Below are 13,206 nucleotides of genomic sequence, written 5' to 3' on the forward strand. Positions count from 1 at the left end.
TGCTGATTACGGCGGTATATGCGGTGCTCAAGTCTTTCGTAATGCCTTATTCACAAGCTCTAAGCCCGTCCATAATAATCTTTAAGAAAGCGGCGGTAGTATTCCGAAAAACGATCTTCGGTAATTGCTTCCCTGATTTCGGCAACCATTCGATGGAGGAATGCTAAGTTGTGGTAGGTCGCAAGCATCGAATACAGAATCTCCTTACAGCGGAACAGGTGCCGCAGATACGCGCGGCTGTAATTCCGGCATACCTTGCAGGAACAGCTCGGATCGATCGGGCCGAAATCGTATTCATATTCTTTCTTTTTAATTGAGATGGGACCGGTACGGGTAAACAAATTTCCGTTCCGTGCATTCCGCGACGGAAGTACGCAGTCAAAAATATCGACGCCGTTCTTTACCGCCTCTAAAATATAATCGGGGGTGCCAATGCCCATCACATAGAGCGGTTTATGTTTGGGAACATGCGCGGCGGTAAAGGCTAAAAATTCCTTGTATACATCCTCAGGTTCGCCGACGGAAAGGCCGCCGATTGCGATACCGTGCGGATCGCATTCCATAATCGATTCGATACTTCTGAGGCGAAGATCTTCAAAAAAACCGCCTTGTATAATCGGGAAAAGGCTTCCCTCGTACCCTTCCGTTTGATCCCATTCCCGCACCGCCCGATGCATCCACGCGGTTGTGAGCGTCAGCGCTTTTTCGGTTTCCTTTTTGGGAATGCCGTAGGGGGAACAGATATCGAGCTGCATTTGAATGTCGCTATTAAAGGCGGCCTGCACCTGCACCGCGATTTCGGGGCTTAAAAACTGCCTGCTGCCGTCGATATGGCTCTGAAATGTTACGCCTTCTTCCTTAATTTTTCGCAACTGAGACAGCGAAAATACCTGAAATCCGCCCGAATCCGTCAAAAAGTTTTTATTCCAGCCGGAAAACCCGTGCAGCCCGCCCGCCTGCTTGATAACGTCCATACCCGGACGCAAAAAGAGGTGGTAGGTATTCGCTAAGATGATTTCAAAACCTATTTCATGTAAATCATCCTTGGTGATGCCTTTTACCGTCGCGGCCGTTCCCACCGGCATAAAGGCGGGGGTTTGTACCGTACCGTGAGGCAGGCGTATCACTCCCGTGCGGGCAGCTGAACCTGCATCCTGATGTAAAAGCGTATAGATATTTTTCCGTTCTCTCATATTACAATCCTTTTAAATAGTCCGGCCTGTCCGCGGGCGGTAACGCACAATCTTCGAGCAGTGCATTGCTCGAATCGGCGGCAACCGTATTTTCCGCCGATTCGATTGCCCCGATAAAAAAGCTGCCTTTAACCGATATGACCTGTACCCTGTCATGCTTATAGAGTACCTGTACGGGAAAAGCCCCCCGCTCCGAAAGCTCCGTATCGGATGCGCTTACAGGAGTTTCAAGCGCTTTTTCCATAGCCTTTGCCGCCGCCTCAGCTTCTTCCGATGAAAAAATCGGCAGCCAGTGATAAAACCTCACGTCAAACCACCCGGTCTGTGCAGCGGGAGCAATCTCCAAGCCGGAAATACCGTATACGGAACCTCCGCCCAGCGATTTGATAATCGCTTTTTTATAGCGAATGAGGCGCGCTTCCATATCGCGCTCCCGTTCCTGCTCCTGCGGCGCACTCGCAGCCTGACTTCCGGCGGCATTCATCCCCGTTGCTGCATCGGCAGCAGGTACGGCATCGGCACTCCGCGCAGATTCACAGAGGTTGAAGAACTCCTGAGGCGTGTAATAAATCTTTTTGCGCTCGTAGGCCTCGCGTGTTTTGCCGGTTACGTACAAATGCACCATCAGACCGTCGTATAAGGCAGCGGCTTTGTTTTTGGTATAAGCGCCGGTTATCGTTTGATCGAGTGTTCCGACAGCGGTATAAAAACCGTGTATCACCGCTTCCGCTGACATACCTGCCGTTTCAGGCGGTTTACGGATATGCATTACCACCGCTGACGTTACGGCAATAAGCGCAGCACACAGTACCGCCGCTGCCGCAATTTTGCCGGAATTCCGTCTAACAAAGCGCTTGCGGCTGATGCGCTTCCTCGCTGTTTGAATAAAAGCCTCAAGCGCCGTCTGTTGCGCCGGTACTTCGTCTATCTGTATACCGGCGAAGAGCGACAACGATTCATCGCAATCAACAACCCCGACGCGAGCGTCGGGGTATGTTGTTCTCATAAGGTGGTTGCAGTCGGCTTTAATACCCTTTGTTACGACGCAGAGCGTCGGGGTATTAAACCCTCCGCACGAATAGCTGCAGAGCTGTTCTACAAGCGGCAGGAGCGGCGCGGCGTGGCAGTTAGGCATTATATCGCCGCCCGCAGTTTTTTCAAGCCCGATGCTCTTATACGCGGCAGTTTCGGCACTATCATGCCGGCCTGTAGTTTTAGCACTCCCCTGCCCCGCGGCTATGGCTACCCCCTCATCGATAAGCCGCGCAAACTGCGGACACAGCGCCGGACAGCGGAGTTCAACCGGCACATAAACGCCGTCCCGTATATTCTGCACAAGCTGTTCCGCCGCACCGCTGCCGCAAGCCTCATCCCCGTCTACCGCTACAAACGGGATAGCGGCACTGTTAAAAGGCGGCGCTCCGGTTATACAGGCATAGCTGAGCGTTGCTAAGAAAAAGGACGCAGCATCGTCAAGCGGTACTCGTTCCGCATCAGGATGTACCCACGGATAATGGAAGCGGAGCGCCGCCGCGGTTTCGGCAGTAACGCAGCGGAGTACTAATCGAGGCGAAAGTACGATAAGCTCTTGAGCGCCGCCGTCCGTTCCTCCCTCCGCCAGCAAACACAAGGGGGCGGACACCGCAGCTCGGAAATAATCTTCACTTACTGCGACTTGGTTATACGCTGCGATAAGGCAAGAAAAAAGCCGGTACAGCTTTCGTAATACAGCCTCTGTACGAAGAAGCGCCTGCGGATCGCAGAACGCACCGGCAGCAGCATCCTCTGTATCGGGACAAGCCAAACCGATAAGCGGTTGCGCTTCCCGCAGCGGCAGCACAATCCCAACCTCTTCCCGTCCTTTTTCCGCATTAAAAAACGTAATGGTTTCGTTAAGATAAAACTCCTGCACCGTCCCGTCAGGCGCAATACGCAAACAGGCATCGTGAAGATAATCGGTAACAGCCGAATGCGCAAAAGCACGCGGCTCCATCCCCGAAGCAAGACAGCAATACGCCGCTCCGTTTATCTGATGCATTATTATCGGACTTACACTTTCAAGCATAGACTCTATTGTATCTTATTACATTAAAAACTGCAAATTTTTGTCCCCCTGCCCTCATCCCCTTGACACCTACCCCAATCGGTTGTATGTTTATACGTGTTAGCTAACGCTGTACGCCAAAGAAGGAATCCATGCCGAGAGACAAAACCGCCAATCATATAAAAATTATAGCCGCAGCAAAAGCCGAATTTATGGAGATGGGCTTTGATAAGTCTTCCATGCGGAGTATCAGCAAGCGCTGCGGTATGACGGCTGCGGGAATATATCGGCATTGTGTAGATAAAGCAGACCTCTTTGATCAAATTGTCGCTCCTGCGGTGGATCGCATAAACGCTTGGTTGGATGCGCACGTTGCACGGTATGTGGATGCAGTTCATCACGAAGAACGTATACAGTGGCGGGATTCTGAAATCGACATGATGCGCGAGATTATCTATCCGAATATGGAAGAATATCATCTATTGCTGGCAAAATCGCGGGGGAGTAAGTACGAGCATTTTCTCCACGATCTTACAGAGGGGCAGCAAGCGCAGCTTTTACAATATATGCCGATACTTAAAGCGCAAGGCTACGCGGTGAGGGATATTACTCCAAAGGAGCTGCATCTTTTGCTTTCAGCATATACGACCGCGCTCTTTGAACCGGTTATCCATAATTACAGCGTGGAAGAAGCGCTCCGCAGCTTAACAACGATAGAGGCCTTCTTTGTTCCGGGCTGGAAGCAGTTGTTGGGGTTTTAGAGATTTTCAATAGATAGGTACTTCTAAAAAAATAACCGCCAAGACGCAAAGAGCGCAGAGAAATCACCTAGGGGGCAGCTAACCCAATACCCTCCCAATACCTTTGCGCCTCTGCGGTGAGTAATTGAACGTTGCAGTTTTTTAGAAGTTTCCATAAGGAGAATTGCTTATGAAGGAAAAAGAAAAGAGTCCTTCGCCTATCGCGTGGGCTTTGGGACAAACAGGGGAACACAAAGGACAATATGTGCTGAGTGTTATCCTCGCAGTTATCGGCGTGGCCTTTTCTATCGCACCGTATTTTGTTGTTGCCGGCATCGTACATGGTTTGATGGGCGGAAACAAAGACCTATCATATTATATGGTTCGCTGTCTGATTATCGCAGCGTTCTGGTTTTGCCGTGTACTGTTTCATGCGCTTAGCACATCGACAAGTCATAAGGCAACGTTTGCAGTGCTCGGGGAACTCCGAAAACGCTGTACGGAAAAACTGACAAGAATGCCGCTGGGGGCGATGCTGGAGCAAAGTTCCGGAGCGCTCAAGAATACACTCATCGAACGTATCGACAGCATTGAAACAACACTGGCGCATATCGTTCCGGAGTTCACCGCAAATTTACTGATCCCCGTTATCATTTTGATCTATATTTTTACTATTGATTGGCGTATGGGGCTGGCTTCTCTTGCAACGATACCGGTTGGCTTTTTTTGTTACGGTCTTATGATGAAGGGCAGTCCTCAATTTTATCAACGCACGGTTACAGCCACAAAAGCGCTCAATGATACGGCGGTTGAATATATCGGCGGTATTCAAGTCATTAAGGTTTTCGGAAATACAAAAAGTTCCTACGACCGCTTCGTGCATGACGCGTATGAAGCAGCTCACAGCTATATCGATTGGATGCGCTCCTGTATTCTCACCTTTACATTCGCCACGGTAATCATGCCCGCCACAATGGTTTCCGTGCTCCCCATCGGCGGTCTGTTGGTAAAGGGAGGATATCTTTCTCCGCAGAATCTGGTAACAATCATTATTTTGTCTGTCGGCATCATCACACCGCTTATAACCTTGATGAGTTATTCGGACGACTTTCGAACGATGGGAACCATTTTCGGTGAAGTTCAAAGTATTTTGTATGCTCCCGAAATGGAGCGCCCATTAGACGGAACCGTTCCAAAGAAAAACATGTTGAAGTTGCAGGATGTTCATTTCTCGTATAAAGAACAGGAAGTGCTTCACGGCATTTCTATGGAAATCCCGGAGGGCAGCTTTATTGCGCTGGTCGGTCCTTCCGGCAGCGGAAAGAGTACCATTGCTCGTCTCATCGCTTCGCTTTGGGATGTGAGCAGCGGCTCAATTTTGCTGGGGGATACGGACATTCGCGCAATTCCGCAAGAGGCGTATTCGGATAAGATTGCCTTTGTCTCGCAGGATAATTATCTATTCAACATGACGGTCAGGGAAAATATCCGCATTGGACGGGCGGATGCAACTGATGCAGAAGTGGAGGAAGCGGCAAGACAAAGCGGTTGCCATGAATTCATTTTGGAACTGGAGAATGGTTACGATACCGTGGTAGGCACTTCCGGCGGGCATCTTTCCGGCGGCGAGCGGCAGCGTATTTCCATTGCAAGAGCAATGCTGAAAGCGGCGCCTATTATCATTTTGGATGAGGCAACCGCCTACACCGATCCTGAAAGCGAGGCGGTTATTCAGCGCTCTATCTCTAAGCTGACGGAGGGGAAGACGCTCATCGTGATTGCGCACCGGCTCTCGACGATTACCGCTGCCGATTGTATTTATGTTATTAAAGACGGCACCGTTGCAGACAGCGGAACCCATGATGAGCTTCTTTCTCATCACGGGTTATATGAAACGATGTGGAATGCACATATTGAGGTGAAAGATCATGCTTAAAGTTATTAGAAAGTTTTTTGCGTTCTGCGGTGAAGAAAACCGCCGGAAATTTATCACTTCCATTCGGCTCAATGTTATTCAGGCGCTGTTTGAGGCGCTAAAGATTCCGGCGATTGCAGTGATGATTCGGGCGCTGATGAACGGAACGGTAGACACAAAAGATATCCTGCTCTCGTTAGGGATTATGCTGATCAGCATTGCCGGATCGGGATTGCTAAAATCAAAGGCCGTTATGTTGCAGACCGAAGGGGGCTATGACACTTGTGCGAAAAAACGGGTGGAGATTGCGGAGCATCTGCGGTATCTTCCGATGGGATACTTTAACGCCAACAGCCTCGGACAGATTACGTCTATCACAACTAATATAATGGAAAGTCTTGAAAATATTGCAACCCGTGTGGTAATGCTTGTCTGCGACGGCTTGCTTACAACCTCGCTTATTGTCGTCATGTTGTTTTTCTTCGACTGGAGAATCGCCTGTGTGCTGCTCTGCGGTTTTTCGCTGTTTCTTTTTGCAAACAGCCGTCTCCGGATTGCTTCCGAAAAGGTGTCGGGAAAAAAGATACGCGCAGATGAAAGGCTCGTAGAAAAGGTTCTGGAATACCTGCAAGGGATGACCGAGGTTAAGGCTTACCGGTTGACGGGAGTTAAGAGCAAGGAATTAAATGAGGCAATCTCGGAAAACAGTAAGATCAATATCGACATGGAAATGACACTGGTGCCTCGCATAGCATTGCAGAGTTTTATCGCCAAGCTTACCGGTGTGGCAATGGTAGCTTTTTCATGCGTATTTTATTGTGCCGGAAGTATGGACGCCTTGACTGCCGTTGTCATGGTAATCTCCGCATTTATCATCTATACCGGTCTGGAAACGGCAGGACAATATTCGTCACTGCTGCGCGTGGTTGATATGAGTGTTGACCGGGCGCAGGAAATTCTGAACACGCCGCAGATGGATATATCCGGAGAAAATATTACACCGGCAGTGCGTGATATTACTGCGCAGGATATAGCATTTTCGTATGAGAAGCGGAAAATCATCGACGGGATTTCATTGCATATTCCGGAAAAAACCACGACGGCGATTGTCGGTCCTTCCGGCGGAGGAAAAACCACCTTGGTAAATCTGCTTGCACGGTTCTGGGATGTAGACGGGGGAACCGTTATGCTGGGCGGCCGGAATGTGAAGGATTACGATATGGATTCCTTGATGGCGAATTTCAGTTTTGTGTTCCAATCGGTCTATTTATTCCACGACACCATCGCCAACAATATCCGCTTTGGTCAGTCCGGCGCTCCGATGGAAGATGTGATCGCTGCGGCGAAAAAGGCCTGCTGCCATGACTTTATCTCAAGCCTTCCCCAAGGATACGATACGGTAGTCGGCGAAGGCGGCGCAAGTCTTTCCGGCGGCGAAAAACAGCGCATCTCCATCGCCCGCGCTATGATGAAAAATGCGCCGGTCATCTTTTTGGATGAGGCAACTGCCAACATTGATCCCGAAAATGAAAACGAGCTGATGCACGCCATCCAAGCACTCACCGCCGAAAAGACCGTCATCATGATAGCCCATCGGCTGAAAACCGTAGAGAGAGCCGATCAGATCATCGTCGTAGACCACGGCAAGATTGTGCAGCACGGCACCCATACCCAACTGATGGAGCAGGACGGCATATACCGCAACTTTATCTGCGAACGGCGCGAAGCTGCAAGCTGGAAGGTGCATAAATAATTATATGGAGGAATTTTAAATGAAAAGCGAAAGCAAACTGAAAGGTCGGGATTTGATTAACATCGGAATCTACAGCGCAATTTACTTTGTCATTTTATTTGCGATTGCAATGTTGGGCATGATACCGATATTTTTGCCGCTTCTGTCGGTATTTGTACCGATTATAGGCGGTATTCCTTTTATGCTTTTTTTAACAAAGGTGAAAAAGCCCGGAATGATTTTTATCATGGCTATGATTATGGGAATCTTAATGCTGCTTACCGGTATGGGACCGTGGCCGCTCCTTACCTGCGCAATCGCAGGAGGACTTGCGGAACTGTGTTTTAAGAGCGGAGAATACAAGAACGCCAAAAAAGCGGTTCTCTCTTATGGACTGTTCAGTGTGTGGATTTTCGGAAATTACTTACCGCTGTTTACGGACTACGAGGGATACTTTGCACAGAGAGCGGATTATGGTCAGGCATATATTGATGCGGTTTCAAAACTTATGCCCCTCTGGATGGCGCCGGTACTACTGGCTGCTTGTTTAGTCTGCGGAATTCTCGGAGGGCTTCTTGGCAAGGCTCTTTTGAAAAAGCATTTTGAGAAAGCAGGTCTTGCGTGATAGCATACTCATCCGCACTGTCGCAAGAAAAAAGACGCGGCTTTCTCGACCCTCGCACAAAGCTTGCACTCGTGCTCGTTTTAGCGGTATTTGTTATGGGCGGACTTGGCGGCTCTCAAATGAAATCGATTAAGATAATCTTGTCGGTTCTTCCGTTTTTATTGCTGCTCATAGAACGGCAATGGAAACGGTTTGGACGCGGGGTTATTATGCTTGCGGTCGGTTATGGGCTGCTGATCGCTATGCCGTATTTGCCGGGACTGCTGAACTTCATTGCTTTAATGTGCGGAGGAATTTTAACGCGCTTTGCAGTTACGGTAGTTATGGGCGGATATTTGATTGGAACGACGTCCGTTAGTGAATTTATCTCCGCTATGAAGCGGCTTCATATTCCTCAAGCAATCACCATTCCCATGTCGGTGATGTTCAGGATGTTTCCGACCATTGGAGCGGAATGGAAATCCATCAGACGAGCGATGGGTATGCGCGGAATTCGGTTAGGCGGTGTAAGAGCCGGAGAGGTTGTGGAGTACCAACTGGTTCCTATGATAACTTCAACCGTCCGTATCGGAGAAGACCTATCTGCCGCTGCGTTGACACGCGGATTGGGCGCTCCGATAAAGCGCACTAACATCTGCCGTATCGGATTTCGAGTGCAGGATTTGATATTGCTGATTATCTGCCTCGCCGTTGTTGTCATGTGGATTTTGGAGCTTTGCAGAGTAGCATTATGGTAGAACTTAAAAATGTCAGTTTTCGTTACGGCGCCGGAAATGTTGAGTGCACGTATGCAAGTAGTTTGAAAAATATTGATCTGACGGTAAAAACGGGAGAATGCGTCCTTTTGACGGGCCCGTCAGGGTGCGGAAAGACAACGATATTGCGGCTTATAAACGGTCTGATTCCGCACTTCTATTCCGGAGCACTCAGCGGTGATATCTTCATTGACGGCGACAGTGTTAAGGATCGTGAACTCTATGATACCGCACTCATCATAGGCACCGTTTTCCAAAATCCCAGAACCCAGTTTTACAATGTCGATACCACCGGAGAACTTGCATTCGGATGTGAAAACAGAGGGCTGCCTGAGCAGGAAATCTATACCAGAATCGACCGTACCGTTGCACATTTCCGTATGGCATCTTTGATGGATCGCAATATCTTCCGCCTGTCTGACGGCGAAAAACAAAAAATAGCCTGCGCTTCCGTAAATGTATCCGAACCGAAAATCATACTGCTCGATGAGCCGTCTGCAAATCTTGACTATACGGCAACGCTGATGCTTCGAGAGCTTATCCTGCGCTGGAAGGCAGAGGGAAAAACCATTATCGCGGCGGAGCATCGCATTGCATACCTGTGGGACATCATTGACCGCGCTGTAGTTCTGCGTGACGGAGAGATTGTCGGAGAATTTACCGGAAGCGGGAAAGAGGAGCTTACACAAAATCAGCTTACACAAATGGGGCTTCGTACAACCGTGATGGAATCGCCTGCGGAAATGCAAATGGATTCTTTTCGAGAAGGAGACAGACCAATCACACTGCGAAATTTCCACTTTGCCTATCACGGCGAAAAAAAGAACATTGTGGATATTCCAATACTGCAAATCGCTGCAGGGCAAATTACGGCAATCGTGGGAGCAAACGGCGCAGGCAAGACCAGCTTCCTCAATTGTTTATGCGGACTGGAAAAACGGTGTAAAGGTACCTTGGAGTATGAGGGAAAACTTTACGACAGCAAATCTCGAAAGAAGCTTTGTTTTATGGTTATGCAAGATACCGGCAATCAGCTTTTTACAGAAAGTGTACTGGATGAGGTTCTTATCAGCCTAAAAAAAGGAACAGCAACCGAGAAAGAAACGGCAATGGAAATCATAAGAAATCTTGATTTGGCGGACTTTGCCGATCGTCATCCGCAGAGCCTTTCCGGCGGACAAAAACAGCGGCTCGCCATTGCCTGCGCCCTTGCATCCGGGCGGGACTTACTGCTTCTTGACGAACCGACCAGCGGCCTTGATTATGCGCACATGAAAGAAACCGCCGCATTGCTGGAAAAACTTCGATCGATGGGCACAACAATTCTCGTTGTAACCCACGACGGCGAACTTATCCGCTCCTGCTGCACGAGGCGTATAACCGTATAAGTTTTTTCCGCATCACCACACATACGGAATGATTTTGTATTTTACCTTTTTTTTATATTCGGTGTATCCGTCTAAATCTTTTTCAAGCACTGCTTCTTCGTTTATAATTCTTTTTGCAATAATGACAGGATATGCAAGAAAAACGACAAAAGAGATAAGAGAACCCAGCACCAAAGGCATCGACAGAAATAAAAAAATCGTTATGGTATACATAGGATGGCGAACGATCCCATACAATCCGGTATCAACGACCTTTTGCTCCTTTTGGACTTCAACCGTTCGTGATAAGTATGCATTCTCCTTTAATACTTCCGCATAAAGCATATATGAAAGCAGAAATATAGCGGCACCTGTCCATGACAACCAATCGGGTGCTATTATCCATCCGAAACGGAAATTCAATCCGGCTAAAACAAATCCCAAAAGAAACATTGCGGCACTTAAGTTTATCACCAGACGTTGTTCCGCTTGCGATTCTTTTGTGTTCAAGCGTTTTTTGAGCAAGTCCGGATTTTTCAACAGTAATACAATTCCTGCGAAGAGCATCGGAATAAATAATATCCCCATCAACAACCATGCTTTCCAATAATGAAAAGTTCCTGCAGGTAAAAACAATAAAATTCCTATGGCCACCACGCCGAGAGAAAACTTTAACAGTGCTTTAAAGCATAAATCTTTTTCCATACAACCTCTTTTATATTCCCCTTCGCTCAGTTCTTTATGAGCTGTATAATTTTTTCACAATGCTTTTCTGTTATTTTTACGGAAACTTATCTACGGTTCTGTATATATTCTTTTCTGAGCTTATCGGCAATACCGCTCTTTTGAATATGGTGAATAAGATTTGCATGCGGAAACGGTATGGTTTTGATATCTTTATCATATTCTGTAATTTTTCCGGTTTCATTAAAAAGCGGACGCCCTTCTATCTTGCCGAACTTAATAAACTGTATCCAGTCCTTTTGAATTGCAATAACGGCAGCCTTATTTTCATCGGTAATGTGTATATTCATGTTATCTATGGTGCCGAAGAAAAATGCAAGTTCCGCCCCATGATATGAGCCGCGAAGTCCATTATATAGATTAGGAATATAATTCATTCTATATCCGTATACGGGAGATTTTTCTCCGATTTTTTCCATGAGGAACAGTGCACTTGAGTGAAATACAAGCAACTCCATGATTTGAATTTGTAAGTCTACGATTCCGTTCGCTTCCGGTTTTAGTTCGGATTCAAGAGAATCTGCAAATTCTCCGTATTTTTTCAACAGAAATTCTTTTAAATGTTCTTTGTTCTTTGTAATTCCAAGAGCTTTGTAGTACATCGGTAATTCAATCATGGAAAATTCATCTTTATTTGACCCTATCAGTACCGGCATACAAGGGAATGATCCTCGTTCCAACAGATTCATCGGGTGCTCTGTAAAAAACTTACCGTCAATGATATCATTTTGACCTCCTTTTAGTTTCATCAATTTTTTAGCCGACAATTTTTTCAGGGGATTCCGAATAAGTGATAGGGCATCTCGAAAAATTGACTTTGGGCGAATTTGTTCGAGATTTAAAGAAACGATATGAGAGAAGCAAATCAATTAAAAGAATGTCAGAAACTTTGGGCAGCACATAAGTATCTCGTTCTCAGCAAGTCCGGCTCTATTTATAACGAGATTCGCGAGTATTTAAAGCGGGAGAATGCACAAGTGCGGCATGTGTTGACTCTCATTGATCAGGCGCGCACTTTACCGGAGAATCGAGGACAAGTCTGCAACGCGTTTCAGCATATCTGGGGATATTTTAAGAAGCAGGCTACTCGGGATGAAAAGGCGGAGTTTATGCATTGTTTGGAGCAATATCGCAGCGGTCAGGCGGAACAGGAAATTTTGCTGGGTGCTGTGCGCAAGCTCCTTGCAGTCTACCCTAACAACTATTTGCAGCAATCGCATCTATTATTCGGAGAACAAGATGAGACTGTGGCATCAAGATATGATTAACAAACTCCCGCGTCAACAGCTGTTGGGACAACATAGGGAGTGTTGTGCCTTGCGCGGAAACGGCTGGGGCAGGCAGCATGCAACTGTCAATTATGTTTTTCGTTATTCACCCTATCTGCTTTATTGTTATCACCAACTCATTATGGAGGAGATGAATCGGCGAGGCTACAAGGTCAGTCCTGAGTGGCTGGACAAAGACTATCGCGGCAGAAAATGTCCGGCATATAATAATTTAGCGGTCATCGAAATACTCAACCCCATATATACTGAACATGATGATTGCTATTATCGTGAGTGTCTCAAGAATTTGGAAACCAAGGGAATTCATTTGGATTAAGTAGGGTAACAGCAAATGTATGGAACTTTGTATGGATAAAAGCGAAAAGCTCATTAAATATATACTGTGGGGCTCCATAGCCCTAGACATCACTATTTGTGTATGCTTTGTTATCGGTTTTTCACTGGGACTTGGAAGTGTGGAGATCGGCTTTTTTATGGTAGGTCTTGTTTTCCGGTACGGACTAGCCATAGCCATCATCAGCATTTTATTGAAGTTTGCTGTTATTGCTTTGAGTTTTCAAAGAGATACAAATATAAAAAGAAAGTCATGGTCCATCGCTTTTCTGTCTCTGGTAAGGCTGTTGATTATAGGCGGAGTAATCTGGGGAATTTACTTTATCGGTAAAGTAATGACTGCCGTAGGATAACCCATCGCTAACCCTTTTAATATCTTTTTTTGCTCATCTCTTGCAGCAACAACGCTCTTCAAACAAGGATCTGCCGAATCAATCTTTTAAACATAGATAGTGCTCAATACTTGTGG

12 protein-coding genes and 1 pseudogene are annotated in these 13,206 nt (G+C 47.1%); 9 read left to right on the forward strand and 4 right to left on the reverse strand.

The window, feature by feature from the left end:
- Positions 1 to 59: 59 nt before the first annotated feature.
- The gene (gene tgt, locus HGH47_RS06505) at positions 60 to 1,193 is read right to left on the reverse strand and encodes a tRNA guanosine(34) transglycosylase Tgt (protein ID WP_432911118.1); all 1,134 of its coding nucleotides are present in this window, start codon (positions 1,191 to 1,193) and stop codon (positions 60 to 62) included.
- 1 nt (position 1,194) lies between these two features.
- Positions 1,195 to 3,258, reverse strand: a complete 2,064-nt coding sequence (locus HGH47_RS06510; protein ID WP_212566290.1) for a hypothetical protein — start codon at positions 3,256 to 3,258, stop codon at positions 1,195 to 1,197.
- Positions 3,259 to 3,389: 131 nt separating this feature from the next.
- On the opposite strand from HGH47_RS06510, the gene HGH47_RS06515 reads away from it, so the two are divergent.
- From HGH47_RS06515 to HGH47_RS06540, 6 genes are all read left to right on the forward strand, one after another.
- Entirely contained in the window at positions 3,390 to 3,998 is a 609-nt protein-coding gene (locus tag HGH47_RS06515; protein ID WP_212566289.1) for a TetR/AcrR family transcriptional regulator, read from the forward strand.
- Between the two features lie 169 nt (positions 3,999 to 4,167).
- Positions 4,168 to 5,913, forward strand: a complete 1,746-nt coding sequence (locus HGH47_RS06520) for an ABC transporter ATP-binding protein (protein ID WP_212566288.1) — start codon at positions 4,168 to 4,170, stop codon at positions 5,911 to 5,913.
- On the forward strand, positions 5,906 to 7,645 hold the full coding sequence (locus HGH47_RS06525; RefSeq protein WP_212566287.1) for an ABC transporter ATP-binding protein: 1,740 nt from the start codon (positions 5,906 to 5,908) through the stop codon (positions 7,643 to 7,645). Before HGH47_RS06520 ends, HGH47_RS06525 begins: the two co-directional genes overlap by 8 nt.
- A gap of 19 nt (positions 7,646 to 7,664) precedes the next feature.
- Complete coding sequence (locus tag HGH47_RS06530; protein ID WP_212566286.1) at positions 7,665 to 8,249, forward strand: MptD family putative ECF transporter S component; 585 nt, start codon at positions 7,665 to 7,667, stop codon at positions 8,247 to 8,249.
- Positions 8,246 to 8,986, forward strand: coding sequence for an energy-coupling factor transporter transmembrane component T (locus HGH47_RS06535; RefSeq protein WP_212566285.1), 741 nt, complete (start codon positions 8,246 to 8,248; stop codon positions 8,984 to 8,986). The genes HGH47_RS06530 and HGH47_RS06535 overlap by 4 nt, the downstream gene beginning before the upstream one ends.
- Positions 8,980 to 10,392, forward strand: a complete 1,413-nt coding sequence (locus HGH47_RS06540) for an ABC transporter ATP-binding protein (protein WP_212566284.1) — start codon at positions 8,980 to 8,982, stop codon at positions 10,390 to 10,392. Before HGH47_RS06535 ends, HGH47_RS06540 begins: the two co-directional genes overlap by 7 nt.
- A 12-nt stretch (positions 10,393 to 10,404) precedes the next feature.
- On the opposite strand, the gene HGH47_RS06545 is transcribed toward HGH47_RS06540, so the two are convergent.
- Positions 10,405 to 11,076: a methyltransferase family protein gene (locus tag HGH47_RS06545; RefSeq protein ID WP_432911126.1), complete on the reverse strand. Its 672-nt coding sequence runs from the start codon at positions 11,074 to 11,076 to the stop codon at positions 10,405 to 10,407.
- Positions 11,077 to 11,162: 86 nt separating this feature from the next.
- A pseudogene (locus HGH47_RS06550) lies at positions 11,163 to 11,891 on the reverse strand (carboxylesterase family protein); the annotation flags it as partial.
- A gap of 75 nt (positions 11,892 to 11,966) precedes the next feature.
- Between HGH47_RS06550 and HGH47_RS06555 the strand changes: the two are divergent.
- From HGH47_RS06555 to HGH47_RS06565, 3 genes are read left to right on the forward strand one after another with little or no spacing between them, the layout of a single operon-like run.
- Entirely contained in the window at positions 11,967 to 12,383 is a 417-nt protein-coding gene (locus HGH47_RS06555; protein WP_432911129.1) for a YbgA family protein, read from the forward strand.
- Positions 12,355 to 12,720 (forward strand): TIGR02328 family protein, encoded by a 366-nt coding sequence (locus HGH47_RS06560; protein ID WP_212566282.1) that lies wholly within the window; start codon positions 12,355 to 12,357, stop codon positions 12,718 to 12,720. Before HGH47_RS06555 ends, HGH47_RS06560 begins: the two co-directional genes overlap by 29 nt.
- A gap of 31 nt (positions 12,721 to 12,751) precedes the next feature.
- Positions 12,752 to 13,090 carry a hypothetical protein gene (locus HGH47_RS06565; protein WP_212566281.1) on the forward strand — a complete coding sequence of 113 codons (339 nt, stop codon included), beginning with the start codon at positions 12,752 to 12,754 and terminating at the stop codon, positions 13,088 to 13,090.
- Positions 13,091 to 13,206: the final 116 nt, after the last annotated feature.

Origin of the sequence: Treponema sp. OMZ 805 (genome assembly GCF_050937395.1) — a bacterium.
Lineage (GTDB): Bacteria > Spirochaetota > Spirochaetia > Treponematales > Treponemataceae > Treponema.